Annotated in this window: 13 protein-coding genes and 1 riboswitch; of the genes, 7 read left to right on the plus strand and 6 right to left on the minus strand. The window is 68.7% G+C overall.

Going from position 1 to position 17,758, the window contains the following annotated elements:
• The first annotated feature begins 3 nt into the window (after nucleotides 1–3).
• Nucleotides 4–1,674 carry a DNA polymerase Y family protein gene (locus tag GOAMI_RS00815; RefSeq protein ID WP_006434482.1) on the plus strand — a complete coding sequence of 557 codons (1,671 nt, stop codon included), beginning with the start codon at nucleotides 4–6 and terminating at the stop codon, nucleotides 1,672–1,674.
• 5 nt (nucleotides 1,675–1,679) lie between these two features.
• Here the strand turns inward: GOAMI_RS00815 and GOAMI_RS00820 are convergent, their stop codons facing one another.
• Both GOAMI_RS00820 and GOAMI_RS00825 read right to left on the minus strand, forming a co-directional pair.
• A complete protein-coding gene (locus tag GOAMI_RS00820; protein ID WP_006434483.1) occupies nucleotides 1,680–2,765 on the minus strand; it encodes an alanine racemase in 1,086 nt (361 codons plus the stop codon).
• Complete coding sequence (locus GOAMI_RS00825; RefSeq protein WP_006434484.1) at nucleotides 2,762–4,702, minus strand: SDR family oxidoreductase; 1,941 nt, start codon at nucleotides 4,700–4,702, stop codon at nucleotides 2,762–2,764. Before GOAMI_RS00825 ends, GOAMI_RS00820 begins: the two co-directional genes overlap by 4 nt.
• A gap of 176 nt (nucleotides 4,703–4,878) precedes the next feature.
• On the opposite strand from GOAMI_RS00825, the gene GOAMI_RS00830 reads away from it, so the two are divergent.
• Nucleotides 4,879–8,163, plus strand: coding sequence for an error-prone DNA polymerase (locus tag GOAMI_RS00830; RefSeq protein ID WP_006434485.1), 3,285 nt, complete (start codon nucleotides 4,879–4,881; stop codon nucleotides 8,161–8,163).
• A gap of 48 nt (nucleotides 8,164–8,211) precedes the next feature.
• Nucleotides 8,212–8,439, plus strand: a complete 228-nt coding sequence (locus GOAMI_RS00835; protein WP_006434486.1) for a DUF167 domain-containing protein — start codon at nucleotides 8,212–8,214, stop codon at nucleotides 8,437–8,439.
• Here the strand turns inward: GOAMI_RS00835 and GOAMI_RS00840 are convergent.
• Both GOAMI_RS00840 and GOAMI_RS00845 read right to left on the minus strand, forming a co-directional pair.
• Nucleotides 8,436–8,900, minus strand: a complete 465-nt coding sequence (locus GOAMI_RS00840; RefSeq protein ID WP_006434487.1) for a tRNA (cytidine(34)-2'-O)-methyltransferase — start codon at nucleotides 8,898–8,900, stop codon at nucleotides 8,436–8,438. The genes GOAMI_RS00835 and GOAMI_RS00840 overlap by 4 nt on opposite strands.
• 57 nt (nucleotides 8,901–8,957) lie before the next feature.
• The gene (locus GOAMI_RS00845; protein ID WP_006434488.1) at nucleotides 8,958–9,896 is read right to left on the minus strand and encodes a serine/threonine dehydratase; all 939 of its coding nucleotides are present in this window, start codon (nucleotides 9,894–9,896) and stop codon (nucleotides 8,958–8,960) included.
• 55 nt (nucleotides 9,897–9,951) lie between these two features.
• On the opposite strand from GOAMI_RS00845, the gene GOAMI_RS00850 reads away from it, so the two are divergent.
• The 3 genes from GOAMI_RS00850 (at nucleotide 9,952) to GOAMI_RS00860 (ending at nucleotide 12,909) form a co-directional block, all read left to right on the plus strand.
• Complete coding sequence (locus tag GOAMI_RS00850) at nucleotides 9,952–10,857, plus strand: bifunctional methylenetetrahydrofolate dehydrogenase/methenyltetrahydrofolate cyclohydrolase (RefSeq protein WP_182155221.1); 906 nt, start codon at nucleotides 9,952–9,954, stop codon at nucleotides 10,855–10,857.
• Nucleotides 10,858–10,964: 107 nt separating this feature from the next.
• Nucleotides 10,965–11,258, plus strand: coding sequence for a DUF3017 domain-containing protein (locus GOAMI_RS00855; RefSeq protein ID WP_006434490.1), 294 nt, complete (start codon nucleotides 10,965–10,967; stop codon nucleotides 11,256–11,258).
• A 163-nt stretch (nucleotides 11,259–11,421) separates the two neighbouring features.
• On the plus strand, nucleotides 11,422–12,909 hold the full coding sequence (locus GOAMI_RS00860; RefSeq protein ID WP_006434491.1) for a hypothetical protein: 1,488 nt from the start codon (nucleotides 11,422–11,424) through the stop codon (nucleotides 12,907–12,909).
• Between the two features lie 22 nt (nucleotides 12,910–12,931).
• Here the strand turns inward: GOAMI_RS00860 and metX are convergent, their stop codons facing one another.
• Together metX and GOAMI_RS00870 are read right to left on the minus strand one after the other, a co-directional pair.
• On the minus strand, nucleotides 12,932–14,086 hold the full coding sequence (metX, locus tag GOAMI_RS00865) for a homoserine O-acetyltransferase MetX (protein WP_006434492.1): 1,155 nt from the start codon (nucleotides 14,084–14,086) through the stop codon (nucleotides 12,932–12,934).
• A gap of 16 nt (nucleotides 14,087–14,102) precedes the next feature.
• Nucleotides 14,103–15,425 (minus strand): bifunctional o-acetylhomoserine/o-acetylserine sulfhydrylase, encoded by a 1,323-nt coding sequence (locus tag GOAMI_RS00870; RefSeq protein WP_006434493.1) that lies wholly within the window; start codon nucleotides 15,423–15,425, stop codon nucleotides 14,103–14,105.
• A 63-nt stretch (nucleotides 15,426–15,488) separates the two neighbouring features.
• Nucleotides 15,489–15,608, minus strand: a riboswitch (SAM riboswitch).
• A gap of 264 nt (nucleotides 15,609–15,872) precedes the next feature.
• Between GOAMI_RS00870 and GOAMI_RS00875 the strand changes: the two genes are divergently transcribed.
• Complete coding sequence (locus GOAMI_RS00875) at nucleotides 15,873–17,675, plus strand: PE-PPE domain-containing protein (protein WP_006434494.1); 1,803 nt, start codon at nucleotides 15,873–15,875, stop codon at nucleotides 17,673–17,675.
• Nucleotides 17,676–17,758: the final 83 nt, after the last annotated feature.

The raw sequence follows: 17,758 nt of genomic DNA on the forward strand, positions 1-17,758 counted from the left end.
CCGATGACACAGCAGGAGCTCGCCAGGCGGACTCTCGCACTCTGGTGCCCGGACTGGCCGGCGATGGCGGCGGCCGCCGAGGCCGATCTGCCGCCGTTGCATCCGGTGGCGGTGCTGTCGGCGAACCGGGTGGTCGCCTGTTCGGCGACCGCCCGGGCCGTCGGCGTCCGACGCGGCATGCGCAAACGCCAGGCACAGGCGGTGTGCCCGGAGATGACCGTGGTCGCGGCCGACGAGGGTCGCGACGGCCGGCTGTTCGATCCGGTGGTGGCCGCGGTGGCCGAGGTGATCCCGACCCTCGAGGTGCTCCGGCCGGGTCTTCTGGTGATCCCCGGTGATCGGGCGGCGCGCTACTTCGGCGGCATGGAGGCGCTCGCCGAGGAACTCGTCGACGTGGTGTCTGCCTGCGGTATCGAATCGCAGGTCGGCATCGCCGACGAGATCTTCACCGCGGTCCTCGCCGCGCGGCACGGCCATCAGGTGGAACCGGGTGGTGACCGGGCTTATCTCGCCGGGCGTCCCGTCGCCGATCTCGCCCTCGAACCCAGCATGAGCGACCCGTCACGTGTCGAGCTGGTGGATCTGTTGCGGCGCTTGGGGATCGGCACCATCGGCGCTTTCGCCGAGATGGACATCGCCGACGTGGCCACCCGATTCGCCCGCGATGCGGTGCTCGCGCACCGTCTGGCCAATGCATTGCCGGGGCGCGTGCCCTCAGGCCGGCATCTGCCGACGGAACTGGACGTCGACCACACCTGCGATCCGCCCGTCGACCGCATCGACGTCGCGGCGTTCATCGGACGTACCCTCGCCGAGAAACTGCATCGTCGTCTGCGGGACGCCGCGGTCGCCTGCACCCGACTCACCATCGAAGCGATCACCGAACGCGGCCAACAGCATTCGCGGACGTGGCATTGTGCACAGCCACTGACTCCGGAGACGACCGCGGACCGCATCCGCTGGCAGTTGGAGGGGTGGCTGACCGGTGGGCGGCGGGGGAACGGCGGCCGGGGAACGAATGGCGGGGGAACGAGTGGACCGGGCAAGGACACCCGTCCCGACTCGCCGATCGTGCGGCTGCGGTTGATACCGGTGGAGGTCGTCGAGGCCGGTGCCCTGCACTATCAGCTCTCCGACGCACTCTCCGGCGGCACAGCGGTCGACCCCGACGTCGAAGAACGCGCCCGTCGCTCACTCGTCCGTATCCAGGGACTGCTGGGTGGCGATGCGGTCCGTATCCCGGTGCTCAGCGGTGGGCGCGGACCTGCCGAGCAGATCACGATGGTGTCCCTCGGCGACGAACGGACACCGCGCCGCGACCCGTCCGCACCGTGGCCCGGCCACCTGCCGCAACCCACCCCGACAGTGCTGGTGGAGACGGCTGTCAGTGTGCTCGACGCCCTCGGCCAACCGGTGCGGGTGACCGACCGGGGAGCGTTCACCGCCGAGCCGGTGACCGTCCGGCTGTCGGAGTCGCCGGGTGGGGGGAAGAGCCGGAAGACGAGCTGGGGGTTGTGCTGGTGGGCCGGCCCGTGGCCGGTCGGCATGGACCGTGCATCCGCGGCAGGGACCACCGAACTGATCGCACGGGCACAGGTGCTGCTCGACGACTCACGCGCTCTGCTGCTGTGTTACCGCGGTGGGGAGTGGATCGTCGAAGGGGTCTACGAATGAGGTCTTCAGCTGTTACGACCCCGCGCGATCACCGGCCACCTGGTGTCCGAGCCGTCGATCGCCACCAGCTCGTCGACCAGGTTGACCGCGTTGCACACGTGGTTCGGCACCACGCGAACGAAGCTCCCGATACCCGGGATGTCCTCGTCGGGAGACTCCGCCGGGAACTCCACCACCGCATGATGTTCCGACAGCAGCACGATGCGGGCATCGTGATGGTCGAGGAGCCGGCCGTACCCGGTGGCCCAGGGTGCGCGGTCGGCGCCGAGGATCTTGCTGCCCGCGTCGAGGACGATCCGGTGGGCGTCCCGGCGCACCACCGTCGCGACCGCGGTCAACGCGACCTCGTCGAAGCCGCACGAGCCGATCTCCACCTGCTGCGCGTCGTTGAACGGATACACGCCGGGGCGGATCTCGGTGAGGACATCCGCATGTCCCGCGTCGAGGAAGCCGACCGTCGGGGTCGAACCGCCGCTCCGGACGCGGGGGTCGACGCCGTTCGCGCGCAACCCGGCGGCCGCCGTCGCCAGCGCGGCCACCTCCTGCTCGGCCGCGGCACGTCGGGTGTCACCGAGACCGTAGGAATGGCCGGGGAAGGTGAACACGCCGATGACGTCGAGTCCCGCCGCGACACCCGCCTCGGCGACGGAACCGGCCAGTTCCGGGGCGACGCCGGTGCGGTGCTGACCGGAGTCGACCTCGACGAGCACCTGCAGGCCGGCCGTGCCGAGCGACCTGGCGAGATGCCGGGCGCCGGCGAGCGAATCGACCCCCACTCGCAGACTGACCCGCTCGGCGAGCGCGCGCAGTCGAGACGCCTGGACGGCGTTCGGCCACAACGGGTATGCGATGAAGATGTCGGTGCACCCGGTGGCATCGGAGGCGTCGGCGAAGGCTTCGGCCTCGCCGATGGTCGCCACGGTCAGCCCCACCGCGCCGTGATCGATCTGAAGGCGGGCGATCTCGGCGCACTTGTGGGTCTTGGCGTGCGGCCGGACGTCGACGCCGACGTTCCGGGCTGCTCCGGCGAGTGTGGCGAGGTTGCGGTCCAGTCGGTCGACGTCGACCTCCAGGTACGGGGTGTCGATCACGCGTCGCGACCACCGGAACTGCGGGGACGCCCCATGGCGGCCGCCGACTCGCCGAACAGCAGGTACTCCTGGTGCAGGATGCGGGTGGTCAAATCAGGGGTGTAGCGATGCCCGAGTTCGGCGATCGTCCCGACGACCGAACTGACCCGTTTGGGCCGATCGATGATGGCGTGCAACACCCGGGACGCGGCCTTGTCGACATCCCAGGTGCCGGGCTGGTTGTCGTACGCCTCGGTGGGGGAGATCATCCGCGTCTTCACCAGCGGCAGACGCACATTGGAGAATGTCACATGATCGGAGACGGTTTCGGTGCCGGTCACATCGCTGAACGCCTCCAGCGCCGCCTTCGACGCCGCATAGGCGCCGAAGCGCGGACCGCGGGACTGCACCGCGATCGACGTCACGTTGACCACATGTCCCGACCGCCGGGCAACCATGTGCGGCAGGAGTCCGAGGATGAGGTTGACCGCGCCGAAGTAGTTGACCGCCATGACCCGGTGATAGTCGTGGGAGCGTTGCACCGAGTTCACGGTGGCGCGCCGGATGGACCGGCCGGCGTTGTTGACCAGCACGTCGACGTGACCGTGCTCCGCCAGTACCGATTTGACCAGCGCGTTGACCGATTCCTCGTCGGTGATGTCGCACTGATACGCCACCGCACGGCCGGGCGGGATGCCCTTCTTGCTGGTCGTCGAATTCAATTCGGCGGCGGCGGAATCGAGTTCGTCGGCAGATCGGGCCACGATGATCACGTTGGCGCCACGTGCGACGCACATCCGGGCGGTGGCCTTCCCGATGCCGCTCGACCCGCCGGTGATGAGAATGTTCTTGCCCACGAGAGGGCCGCGGGGGTCGCGACGCCGGTTGCGGGAACGGTCGAGGTGCGCAGACCAGTACTGCCACAGGCGGGGTGCGTATTCGGCGAATTCGGGGACACCGATCCCGTGCTCGTGGAGGACGGCGATGGTGGCGTCGGAGGAGAAGTCCACCGGCAGCGACACCGCGTCGAGCACCGCCGGTGGGATGCCCTGTTGGGTGGCGAGGAGATTGCGGCCGACGCGGGCCGGTCCCATCGCGGACAGCGCCAGTACCGGCTCGACCATGGCGTGGGGGACGGCGTCGAATCCCCGGGGTGCACCGAAGGACGGGGCGAGCGCGTTGTACATCTCGGTGATGGTGAGCGAACGCCGGTCCCCGAGGTGGAACACGAGTCCGCTGCGCTGCGGTTCCACGGCGATGAGCGCCACCATGGCTGCGGCGACGAAGTCGACGGGCACCATGTTGAGCGTGCCGAGGTCGGGCATCGGCAACCGCAGCTTCGACGGGAGACGTCCGAGCGCCGCGAGGTGACCGAAGAAGTAGTAGGGGCCGTCGATCTTGTCCATCTCGCCGGTCCGTGAGTCGCCGACGACGATCGAGGGCCGGTACACGCGCCACCGCAGGCCCTCGCGTTCGCGCACGACTCGTTCGGCCTCGAACTTGGTCCGGTGATACGCAGTCGGAAAGCCTTGCCCGACTTCGAAATCGGTTTCGTCGAAGCGGCCGCGGTGGTCGCCGGCCACCGCGATCGAGGAGACGTGATGCAACAGGGCGTCGTGGGCGATGGCGAAGTCGGCGACGCGTGAGGTGCCGAGGACGTTGGCGGCCCGTTGCGACTCGGCGCCGGCGGCCATGTCGTAGATCGCGGCGAGATGGACCACGTGGTCGAAATCCGGCAGGTCGTTCGCGTCGAGGCCGAGGCCCGGGCTGGTCAGATCGCCGACGACCGGGGTCACTCGATCGGCGGCACCGAGGTCGTCGAGCAGGGCGGTGAACGTGGATCGAGAGGATTCGCGCACCAGTGCGTGGATGGTCGCGTCGGGGTCGACGGTCAGAAGACGATCGATGACGCGCCGGCCGATGAACCCGCTGCCTCCGGTGATGAAGTAGCTAGTCATGTAGGGATCCCGTCATGTGAGCGGGCATGCCACCCGCTGGATGTCCCGTCCCCCGATGGGAGATGGAATCTGTCTGGTACTCAGAGTTGCACTAACTCGAGCCGGACGCAACGGCCTACGGGGATCGGCGGGGAATCCGGATGTCAATTCGAACTCGTGTTCGATAGACTGTTCGGGTGGGCTGGGATCAGGGACCACCGACGTGGTCGGAGATGGAGCGGGTGCTCTCCGGTCGGGCACCCGACGGCGGACGTCCGGGTACCGCCTTCGGTCCCGATGACAGCGACCACGCGATGTTCCCGGGCGACGGCGGCGACAGCCCCGCCTGGTCGCGCAAACGTGGTGCGTACCAGGCGGATGACATCACGCGGGGATCGTCGTCGGTGGCATACGCCGAACTCCACGCCCACAGCTCCTACAGCTTTCTCGACGGTGCGTCGATGCCGGAGGAACTGGTCGAGGAGGCGCAGCGGCTCGGTCTGGCGGCGCTGGCCGTCACCGACCACGACGGCTTCTACGGGATCGTCCGGTTCGCCGAGGCCGCCCGCGAATTCGGGATGCCGACGGTCTTCGGTGCGGAGCTGTCGCTGGAGCCCGACATCGCACGAACCGGACACAACGATCCCCCGGGAGAACACCTGCTGGTCCTCGCCCGTGACGGCGAGGGTTACCGCCGGCTGTCGCGGACGATTGCCGAGGCGCACATGGTCGCGGGCGAGAAGGGCTTGCTGCGCTACGACCGCGACGCCCTGGCCGGTGCCGGGGACGGGCATTGGCTGATCCTCACCGGCTGCCGGAAGGGCGCGGTCCGACGCGCGCTGGACCGCGGCGGCGTCCCGGCCGCGGAGATCGCGCTGCGGGAGATGATCGAGACCTACGGCCACGGCAACGTCGTCCTGGAGCTCACCGCCCAGGCCATGCCCGACGACGACGAACGCAACGCGGTGCTCGCAGGTCTCGCCGCGCGCGCCGGGGTGCCGACGGTGGCCACCACCGGTGCGCACTTCGCCGCGCCCCGACGCCGCCGGCTGGCGATGGCGATGGCGGCGGTTCGGGCCCGCACCGACATCGAGACCATCGCGGGCTGGATGCCGGGCGTGGCCGGCGCGCATCTGCGCAGCGGCGACGAGATGGCACGGCTGATGCCCGCGCACCTCGACGCGATCGACAACGCGGCCGGCCTCGCCGCCGATTGCGCCTTCCAACTGGGCCTGATCGCGCCGGAATTGCCGCCGTTCGACGTGCCGGAGGGTTACACCGAGGCCAGTTGGTTGCGTGAACTCACCATGACCCGCGCCCGGCGCCGCTACGGCACGCCCACCGAACATCCGCAGGCCTACCGGCAGATCGAGCACGAGCTCGCCATCATCGAGACCCTCACGTTCCCCGGCTATTTCCTGGTCGTCGCCGACATCGTCGACTTCTGCAAGGCCAACGACATCCTGTGTCAGGGCCGGGGGAGCGCGGCCAACTCGGCCGTCTGTTACGCCCTGGGGATCACCAACGTCGACCCGGTCGCCAACAAGCTGCTGTTCGAGCGGTTCCTGGCCCCCGAACGCGACGGGCCGCCCGACATCGACGTGGACATCGAGTCCGACCGTCGTGAGGAGGCCATCCAGTACGTCTACCGCCGGTACGGCCGGGATCGCAGCGCGCAGGTCGCCAATGTCATCACCTATCGCGGTCGCTCGGCCATCCGGGACATGGCGCGGGCCCTGGGGTATGCGCCCGGTCAGCAGGACGCCTGGGCGAAGTCCCCGGACACCGCACCATCGGACGTGACCGATCTGGCCGGTGAGATCCTCGGTATGCCACGGCATCTGGGCATCCACTCCGGTGGCATGGTGATCTGCGACCGGCCCATCGCCGACGTCTGCCCCACGGAGTGGGCGCGGATGGAGAACCGCAGCGTGCTGCAGTGGGACAAGGACGACTGCGCGGCCATCGGGCTGGTCAAGTTCGACCTGCTCGGTCTCGGCATGCTCTCGGCGCTGCACTATGCGATCGACCTGGTCGCCGAGCACAAGGGCATCGAGGTCGACCTCGCCACGCTCGATCTCGCCGAACCCGCGGTCTACGAGATGCTCTGCCGTGCCGATTCGGTGGGCGTGTTCCAGGTGGAGTCGCGCGCGCAGATGGCGACCCTGCCGCGGCTGAAACCGCGGTGTTTCTACGACCTGGTCGTCGAGGTGGCGCTGATCCGTCCCGGTCCCATCCAGGGCGGCTCGGTGCATCCCTTCATCAAACGACGCAACGGGCAGGAACCGGTCACCGTCGAACATCCGTCGATGTTCAAGGCCCTCGAGCGGACTCTGGGCGTGCCGCTGTTCCAGGAGCAGCTGATGCAGCTGGCCGTCGACGTCGCGGGCTTCGACGCCTCCGAGGCCGACCAGCTGCGTCGGGCGATGGGCTCCAAACGGTCGCCGGAGAAGATGGAACGCCTGCGCCAACGCTTCTACGCCGGCATGGAGCGACTGCACGGCATCACCGGCGACACCGCCGACCGCATCTTCGAGAAGATGGCCGCCTTCGCCAATTTCGGCTTCCCGGAGAGCCACTCGCAGAGTTTCGCGTCGCTGGTCTTCTACTCGTCGTGGTTCAAGCTGCACCATCCGGCCGCGTTCTGTGCAGCACTGCTGCGGGCACAGCCGATGGGGTTCTACTCGCCGCAGTCGCTGGTCGCCGATGCCCGCCGGCACGGGGTGGCCGTCCATCGTCCCGACATCAACGCCTCCCTCGCGCACGCGACTCTGGAGAACGAGGGCCTCGACGTGCGGTTGGGACTCGACGGGGTGCGCGGGGTCGGTGAGGAGGTCGCCCAACGCATCGTCGACCGTCGCGCCGACGGGCCGTACACCGACATCACCGACCTGTCCCGGCGTGCTGCCCTGAGCGCCAAGGAACTCGAGGGTCTCGCCGGGGCCGGGGCTTTCGACGGTTTCGGCCTCAGCAGACGTCAGGCGCTCTGGGAGGCCGGTGCTGCCGCGACCGTCCGCGACGATCAGCTGGAACTGCGATCGGCGGGTGCCACCCCGACGCTGCCCGGCCTGTCCGACATCGAGTTGGCGGCCACCGATGCCTGGGCCACCGGCATCACCCCGAAGACGTATCCGACGCAGTTCCTGCGCCCTCGGCTCGATGCGTTGGGGGTGGTGGCCGCAGACCGGTTGCTGTCGGTGCCCGACGGCGCGCGTGTGCTGATCGGCGGTGCGGTGACCCATCGCCAACGACCCGCGACGGCTTCGGGCGTGACCTTCATCAACCTGGAGGACGAGACGGGGATGGTCAATGTGGTGTGTTCGGTGGGCCTGTGGGCGCGGTACCGTGTACTGGCACAGACAGCACCGGCTCTGCTGGTGCGCGGCCGGGTACAGAATGCCGAGGGGGCCGTGACCATCGTCGCAGATCGTTTGCAGCGCATGGATCTTCGAGTTGGAACCAGATCCAGAGACTGGCAGTAGCCCGCGGGAGGCCTGCCCGAGTGGGAAGACAATGAATCGGGGATATCGATGTCGCAGCAGGTTGTGGTGACCGTCAAGCCGAAGAGCAGCAAGGGTCCGCTGGTGGAAACCGGACCCGACGGTTCCGTCACCGTCTACGTTCGCGAGCCCGCCACCGAGGGCCGTGCCAACAAGGCCGTTGCCGAACTGCTCGCCTCACATCTCGGAGTGCCCAAGAGCAAGGTCGCGCTCATCGGCGGGGCGACCGCCCGCACCAAGCGGTTCCGGGTGGGCTAGACGGCCCCGGCGAAACCGTTCTGCCGCCATGCCTCGTAGACGACGATGCTCGCCGCGTTGGCGAGGTTGTGTGAACGACGGCCGGCGAGCATCGGGATGCGCACCCGGTCGGTGACCTCGGGTTCGGCGAGGACCTCCGCGGGCAGTCCGGTCGGTTCGGGGCCGAACAGCAGGACGTCGCCGGGCCGGTAGTCGACGTCCGTGTGATAGCGCTCCGCATGTGCGGTGAACGCGAACACGCGCTCGGGCTTCAACGTGGTCCACGCCGTCACCAGGTTGGGATGCACGGTCACGTTCGCCATCTCGTGATAGTCCAGACCCGCCCGCTTGACCTGGGCGTCGGACATCGAGAATCCCAGGGGTTCGATGAGGTGTAGTTCGCACCCGGTGTTGGCGGCCAACCGGATCGCGTTTCCGGTGTTCGGCGGGATGCAGGGCTGATAGAACATGATCCGGAACATGATGTGCTCAGCGTAGTCGCAGGCCTCGCCGGGAGTGACGGCGACGGTTCGTGTCCGCTATAGGTCGAAACCCGTGTTCGCACCGCACAGCACGATGCACAGCGTCGAATCCGGTTCTGTCCGAACCGCTCCGGTGGTCACCGCGGCGACGGCCGCGGCGGTGCCGTGTTCGACGAGGATGCGGTGAGAGTCCCACAGCATTCGTCGAGCGGCGACGAGCTGGTCATCGGTCACCAGCACACTGTCGACGTCCGGATGCTGTGCGGCGGTCTCCCAGCAGATGTCACCGAGGCGGGTCGCACCGAGGGAATCGGCGGCGATGCTCTCGAGTTCGACCGGGACCGGTGAACCCGCTGCCCGTGCCTGGTGAAAACACGATGCCCCGAGGGGTTCGGCACCCACCAGGCGGTCGCCGGGACGCAGGGTCGCCGCGAGACCGGCGAGGAGCCCACCGCCGCCGACGCAGGCCACGGTGGTGACCGGACCGGGTATGTCCTCGGCGACCTCGAGGCCGATCGTGCCCGCACCCGCGACGATGTCGGGCAGGTCGTAGGCGTGGAGAGCCAGGGCGCCGGTGGTCGCGGCGATCTCCACCGCGGCGTCGGCGGCGTCCTGGTAGCGCAGCCCGACGAGATGAACCTCCGCGCCCAGAGTTCGCAGTGTTCCGACCTTGACCGCGGGAGCCGTCTCCGGGATCACGACGGTGCAGGGCACGCCGGCGATCCGTGCGGCCCAGGCCGCGCCGATCGCGGCGTTGCCTCCTGACGCGACGAGCACCCCGGCGTCCGTCAGCGTTCCCTCGGCGCGCGCGTGCAGCGTCGCCCACAGGCTGCCCCGGACCTTGAAACAGCCACCGAGCTGGAGGTACTCGAGTTTGAACGCGACGTCCCGCGGGCCGTCGACGGTCTCGATGGTGCTGTGCGATGTCGGTGTGCGCCGCAGGAGAGGGGAGATGGTCCTGGCGGCGGGGTCGACGTCGGCCCGGGTTGCTCTCACGGCACAGACAGTAGTGGCTCACATCGCGCTCGCTCCGGATGGAAGAATGTCGGGCGTGACCGCGATACGACTGGATGGCAAGACCACGCGCGACGAGATCTTCGCGGATCTCACCGAACGGGTGAACAAACTGCGCGAGGCGGGCATCACCCCGGGTCTGGGCACGGTACTCGTCGGCGACGACCCCGGCTCGCACTCCTACGTCAAGGGCAAGCACGCCGACTGCGCCCGGATCGGTGTCGAATCCATCCGCAAGGACCTGCCGGCCGACGCGACCACCGAGCAGCTCAACGCCGCGATCGACGAACTGAACGCCGACCCGGCCTGCACCGGATACATCGTGCAGCTGCCGCTGCCGAAGCACCTCGACGAGAACGCGGCGCTCGAGCGGATCGACCCGCTCAAGGATGCCGACGGACTGCACCCGATCAACCTCGGTCGACTGGTGCTGGGCAAGGAGTCGACACTGCCCTGCACGCCGCGCGGCGTCATCCATCTCCTCCGGCGCTACGACGTCCCGATCGCGGGTGCCCGCGTCACCGTCGTCGGTCGTGGGGTCACGATCGGACGGCCGATAGGCCTGCTGCTGACGAGGCGCAGTGAGAACGCCACAGTCACTCTCTGCCACACGGGGACCGCGGACCTCCGCTCGGAGGTAGAGCGTGCCGACATCGTCGTCGCCGCTGCAGGTGTACCGCATCTGATCACCAAGGACATGGTGAAGCCGGGTGCCGCGGTCGTCGACGTGGGCGTCAGCAGGACCGACGACGGCCTGGTCGGCGACGTCCATCCCGACGTGTGGGAGGTCGCCGGACACGTGTCGCCGAACCCCGGCGGAGTCGGGCCGCTGACCCGCGCATTCCTGCTCGTCAACGTCGTCGAACGGGCCGAGCAGCAGCTCGCCGCCCAACAAGCCGCTGCCGAGGCCGTCGCCGGGGTCGAGGGCGGCGGCACGGCGTGAGCCCGGACGAGCCGCACGTCGGCCCGGCCGGTTCGGATCCGCCCTCGACGGATCCGAACCAACCGAGACCGCGACCTCCGGGTGACGGAGCTCACGGAGCCGAACCCGTGCCCGAGCAGGTGCACGGGGTGCGTGCGGTCCTCGTTCAGATCCCATATCTGCTGGTGATGCTCGGCGTGCTCGTGGCCGCGCTGTTCGTGATGTTCGACCGATGGCGACGCGGATCTTTCGTTTTCGGCGCGGCGCTTCTCGTCGGTGCGTTGCTCCGGGCGTTCATCCCTTCGTCGCAGGCCGGATTGTTGCAGGTCAGAGGGAAACTGTTCGACGTCTCGGTGATGGCGACGGTCGGTGGTGTGATGCTCTGGCTCGCCACGTCGATCGACTCGTTGGGAACGGATTGATTACAATAGAGACCTGAGCGTGACCTTGAGACGCAGTGGTCGCGCCTGACCAGGCAAATCTCGCTGCCGACAGCACTGAGTACGACGCTGGGCAGACGCATCGACCGCTGGAGTACGTATCACTGCAACACCGACCGATGGCCACGTGAACCGAGTGACGTCGATGGGCGTGTCGGCAGGCGCCGGCATGATCCACTACGTCTTGCTGACGCGTGACGATCTGGGCCGCAGTGTGGTGGATTCGCGCGTGATCGACGTCGACCCGACCGACGGGCTCGACGGCCCGGGGCGCGTGAACGCCGGTATCGACGTCATGCTCAGCGCAGCCCGCGAGGCCGACGCACGCGTCGGCCCGATCGGCGTCGCGGCCCGGACCACAGCCCAACGACGCCATCTGCGATCACGGGGGAGCGGCCCCCGCCGCCAGATCCGTCTCGTCGCCGAGGACGAGGCCGTCGTCGCCTACCTCGCCGACACCGGCGAGATCGATCGCTTCTCCGCGGCCGTGGTCGTGGACTGCGGTGACACCGGTATGACCATGTACACCGTCGACCCGCAGAACCGGCAGATCACCGCCGTCGAACGCTCGACCGTCATCAGCGGCCGGCGTCTCGACCGCGCCATAGCCGAAGGTCTCACCGCCGACAACCCGGCTCTCGGAGATTCGTCGCGCACCCGCGCCGGGCGCAGCGAGTTGCTCAGCGCCTGCCGGACCGCGAAGGAAGAGATCGCCTACGGCGGTGCGGGATCCGGTGGCACCGAGGGTTCGCCGGTGACGCTTCCGGGCGGTTCGGGACGGGTGTCGCTGACCGAATCCCATGTCGCGGGCGCCGTCGAACCGATGGTGCGTGAGGCACGCGAGGTGTTCGACCGCTATGTGGCCGACGTGGCCGCGCGAGGCATCAATCCGGACGCAGTGGTCTTCGTCGGTGGTCTCGCCAATCTGCCCGCGGTCCGGGAGATCACCCAGGGGCATGACTTCGACACAGTGTGCCCGTCCGCCCCGGAACTGGTGGCAGCGACGGGTGCGGCGCTCCTCGCCGGTGAGAGTGGTCCGAGCACCGCGCGACTGGCCTTCATCGGTGGTCGTCCGCAGCGTGAGTGGCTCTCGGCCATGCCGCTCGCGGTCGCGGGCGCGATCATCGCCGCGGCACTGATCACCATCTACGCGGTCAGCTCCTCGTTCGCCGAACGACAGGTCACCGAGCCGTCGCCGTCGGTCGACAGTGTCCCGGCGGTCGCAACGACGAGCGAGCAGCGATCCGATCCGGTGCCCACGACGTCGGCTCCGGTGACGCGCGTCCCAGACCAGCCCGTCGAGCAGACCTTCGAGCAGACCTTCGAGCAGCCGACCGTGCCCCAGCAACCGGTTCCGACACCGGACCGGGACGCTCCGGGCTGGGCCACCACAGAGTTGGCGCCGACCTCGCCGTCGACCGGTACGAGCACGCGTACATTGTCGCCGTATCCGTGGCCGACGCTGCCGTTCGCTCCGGGCACGACGCCGCGCATCCCACCGGATCTGTTGCCGAAGGAGCTACTGCCGTCGAGTCCGGCGCCGACTCCTCCTCCGCCCGATCACTCGGCCACGCCGCGGGCGGAAGCACCTGCCGCTCCGTCGTCAAGCAGCCCGGTACCCGTCCCGCGCTGAGCGCCGAAGAACGGGGACCGGCTCAGGCGTCGCGGCGGGCCAGTTCGACCGTGCGCTTGAGCAGGTCGCTGATGGCGTCGAATTCGGTGAGAAAGCCGTCGTGCCCGGTGTCGGATCGCACGACCTGCAGACCGCCGACGCAGTTGCCCAGCTCTTCGGCGAGCTCGGCCTGTAACCGCAAGGGATACAAACGATCCGAGTCGATCCCGCCGACGATGACGGGGACCGTGCACTCGTTGAGCGCCTTCTTGATGCCGCCGCGGTTGCGGCCGACGTCGTGGTGGTTCAGGACCTCGGTGAGCACGACGTAGCTGCTCGGGTCGAAGCGCTGCATGAGTTTCGACGCCTGGTGCTCGAGGTAGCTCTGCACGGCGTACCGGCCGCCGAGCAGCGGCTGCTCGTCGCCCTGCGGTTCGTTGGCGAAGCGCTCGTCGAGCTCGGGCTCACTGCGGTACGACAGGTGCGCGATCTGACGGGCGATGCCCATCCCGGTCAGCGGTACCTGTCCGGTGCCGTGGTAGTTTCCGCCGTTCCAGGCCGGGTCGGACTTGATGGCGGCGATCTGGGTGGTCTGGATGCCGATCTGGTCGGCGGTGGCACGGGCGCCGACGGCCAGCACCAGTGCGCTGCGGACGCGCTCGGGGTATTCGATCGCCCACTCGAGTGCACGGGCTCCGCCCATCGATCCGCCGAGAACTGCTCCGACGCTGCGGATTCCGAGACGGTCGAGGAGAGCGACCTCGGCGCGGACCTGGTCGAGGACGGTGATCTGTGGGAATCGCGAACCCCACGGCCGACCGTCGGAGGCGAGCGACCCGGGACCCGTCGATCCCTTGCAGCCGCCGAGGACGTTGGCCGAGATGACGCACCATTCGTCGGTGTCGATGGCCATGCCCGGACCGATGAGGCCGTCCCACCAGCCGGGCGCCTCGTGCTCGTTGTCGGCGGGACCGGTGACGTGGGAGTCGCCGGTGAGTGCGTGCAGGGTGAGGATCACGTTGTCGCGGGACGGCGACAACGTCCCCCAGCGCTGGAACGCCAGGGTGACGTTGTCGATCCGTTCGCCGCTGTCGAGAGGCAGCGAGCCGATGCTCATGCCGACGAGCTTCCCGTCCGGGACCGATTCCCAGTCGGGCTGATCAGACGCTTGCGCGTTCAGGTCGATACTCACCGACAAAATTGCCTCACCTGTCTCACTTGGCGGCTGCGAAGCCCTGTTCGAGGTCCGCCAGGATGTCGTCGATTCCCTCGATCCCCACGGCCAGGCGAACAAGTCCCGGGGTGACACCTGCGGCGAGCTGCTCCTCGGGGGTCAGCTGGCTGTGGGTGGTCGAGGCCGGATGGATGACCAGCGAGCGGACGTCGCCGATGTTGGCCACGTGGCTGTGCAGAGTCAGCGCGTCCACGAACTTCTTGCCCGCGTCCACACCGCCGGCGATCTCGAAGGAGATGATCGCACCCTGTCCCTTGGGGGCGAGTTCCTGGCCGCGCTGGTACCAGGGCGAGGACTCGAGGCCGGCGTAGGCGACGGACTCGACCTGCGCATGACCCTCGAGGAACTTCGCGACCTTCTGCGCGTTGGCGACGTGACGCTCGATGCGCAGGCTCAGGGTCTCGAGGCCCTGGGCGAGCAGGAAGGCGTTGAACGGGGCGATGGCGGCACCGGTGTCGCGCAGCCACTGGACGCGGGCCTTGAGTGCGTAGGCCGGCGCACCGAGGTCGGCGAAGACCGCACCGTGGTAGCTGGGGTCCGGGGTGGTGAAGCCGGGGAACAGGTCCTTACCGTCGCGCTGCACACGCCAGTCGAAGGTGCCGCCGTCGACGATCACGCCGCCGATCGCGGTGCCGTGTCCGCCGATGTACTTGGTGGCCGAGTGGACGACGACGTCGGCGCCGTGGGCCAGCGGGTTGATCAGGTACGGGGTGGCGACGGTGTTGTCGATGATCAGCGGCACGCCGTTGCGGTGTGCGACCTCGGAGACTCCCTTGATGTCGAGGATCTCGTTGTTGGGGTTGGAGATCGACTCACCGAAGAACGCGCGGGTGTTCTCGCGGACGGCGGCCTGCCACGACGCCGGATCCTCGGGATCCTCGACGAAGCTCACCTCGACGCCGAGCTTCGGCAGGGTGTAGTGGAACAGGTTGTAGGTGCCGCCGTACAGACGCGGGCTGGACACCACGTGACCGCCGGTCTCGACGATGTTGAGGATCGAGTAGGTCTCGGCGGCCTGCCCGGAGGCCACGAGCAGAGCGGCGACGCCGCCCTCGAGGGCGGCGATGCGCTGCTCGACCGCGTCCTGGGTCGGGTTCATGATGCGGGTGTAGATGTTGCCCGGCTCCGCGAGACCGAAGAGGTTCGCCGCGTGCTGCGTGTCGTTGAAGACGTAGGAGGTGGTCTGGTAGATCGGCAGAGCCCGGGCATTCGTGGCCGCGTCGGCGGTCTGGCCGGCGTGGATCTGCTTGGTTTCGAAGCTCCAGTTGTCGGCCGGATTCGTGCCCTCGTTGGCATCAGACATGACGATTGATCACTTTCTACGGTCGGCAGGGCCAAATTCGACCCTGTTGGGGTCCGACCTTCGGACCCGCGCTTGCCGGGGCTTCGCTGCTGCGATCCCAACCCGGTCATCACCCGGAGCACCCCACCGCGGTTGGAGGGTTGCCGATCAGCAAGCCGGGGCTTGGCGCTGATACTCATGACCTGGCGACAAGGATATAACACGGATGTGAGTGCCTGAGAACCCTCCCGGTCACGCCGAGTCGAACCCCTCACACTGCCTCCGAACCGTGTACTGAGCGTGTGGTCCGAGCGGTTGAAATCGGTCAAACGGCACGGCGAATCCCCAGTACAGCGTCGTTAGCGCTTCTCAGCATCATGTCAGGTTCTTCGTCGTCGCCTTAGGGTTCGGGCAACCCCGGCGGGCTTCCGCACTGGCATGGTCCGGGTTCATCGAGGAGAACACCTCATGGCTGCGCTGGCGCACCTCCGCTCTCGACGGATCTCCGTCCTCGTCGCCTCTGCAACCGGTTTCGCGGTGGCCGTCGCCCTATGCCTCCCCGGTGACGCCCTCGCGGAGGCATCCGAGTCCTGCGGAGCGGGGGCGGTCGTGATCGCCGCCGGCACCAACGACCCCGAGGGGCAACACCTGGTCGGGGTCACACAGCGGTACCGAGGGCTCGGGCCGGACGGGAATCCGGACCCGGACTCCGAGTATGCGGGCGACAACGGATACACGATCATCTACGCCGACTATCCGACGACGCTCTGGCCGCTGGGCGCCACGGGGTACGACTCGAGCGTGGCGCAGGGAAACGCGGCGACCACATCGGCGATCGCCGGCTACCAGACCCGGTGTTCGGGTAAGCCGGTCGTCGTCGCCGGGTACTCGCAGGGTGCCCGGGTCGCGGGTGATGTCCTGGCCGACATCGGCTCGGGTCCGGTCGAGGTCGTGGCGACCGACGAGAACGGCGACCCACTCCTCGACGAGGACGGCAATCCGATCACCGTCGTCATCGACCCGGACGGGATCAGCGGCGAGTTGTACTCCGACCCGCGGCAGGCCGGCGACAAGACCGGACGCGGCATCGAACTGTCCCTGATCGGCGTGATCCCGGGGCTGACGATGTCCGGTCCGCGCGGGACGAGCGGGACCGACGCCGGTTTCGGTGAGCTCGAGGGTCGGGTGGTGTCGGTCTGTATCGAGGGCGACCCCATCTGTGACCTGCCCGATCCCATCCACGACCCGATCGGTGCGATCGACGGGCTCCTCGGTTACCAGGTCAAGCACTTCCTCTACCCGTACGCGATGTACCGGGACCCCGCGTCCCAGTGGGCGACGCGACCGGTCTCGTGCAACGACGCGGGGACGGTCTGCATGGTCGGCGCGAAGTCGGCATTCGCCGAGCTGGTCCAGGGCTGGGCATCCGACCTCGGCTACACCGGCGAGATCGGCGACTTCCTGTCCGGCCGTCCGACGGTCGGCCTCCCGCTCGGGATCACCCTGGCGAACCTGCAGCCCGTCGTCCGCCTGGTCCAGGGTGTCCTCCCGCCGCTGCCGCAGCTCGGTTACGGCGCCTACCTTCCCGACCTCTTCGTCTTCGAGGACATCCTGCAGGGCATCGTCAGCCTGTCCCCGGCGCGACTCATGCGCGGTGTGACCGCGCTGGCCGCCAGCGTTCGCAGCATCGTGCTGCTGCCGGTGAACGCCGTGCGGTACTGGGCGGGCGCGATCGTCGGACCGACCGTCACGTCGCAGCCGAACACCTTCACCGTGCTCGCCGACGACGACTCCGAGGTGCCGGTGACTCTCGCCCGAACCTTCGCCGCCGTCGACGACGATCCCGAGACCAGCGGACCGGAGGTCGAGGCGACCCACGGCGGTTCCGGCATCCCGGCCGTCACCGAGGTGGCGAGCGGTCCGTCCGGAGTCGACTCTTCGGCGGATACGGACACCTCGGCGCCTGCGTCGGCCGCCGAACCCGACGACGGCCCGGCCGGCGGCGGAGACGGCACCGACCCGTCCACCGGTGGCGGTGATCCGGGCGTGACGCGGTCGGAGACCGATTCCTCCGACGCGCCGTCGTCGGACGCCGGGACCCCGGGCTCCGATCCCGACGGCGGCTCCGGCAGCGCCGACTCCGGGACCTCGAACCCGGACGGCTCGGACTCGGGCAGTTCCGGCAGCGGCGGGTCGGATTCGAGCAGCGGTTCCGGCAACAGCGATGGCGGATCGGACAGTTCGTCGAGCGGGGACTCGGGCTCCGAGTAGTCCCGGCAACCTCCAAGGAATCGATCGCCCAGCGATCGGGCAGGCGGGCGGGGTCGTCGGCCCCCTGTGAAGCAACTCACCGG

Origin of the sequence: Gordonia amicalis NBRC 100051 = JCM 11271 (genome assembly GCF_000332995.1) — a bacterium.
Classification (GTDB): Bacteria; Actinomycetota; Actinomycetes; order Mycobacteriales; family Mycobacteriaceae; genus Gordonia; species Gordonia amicalis.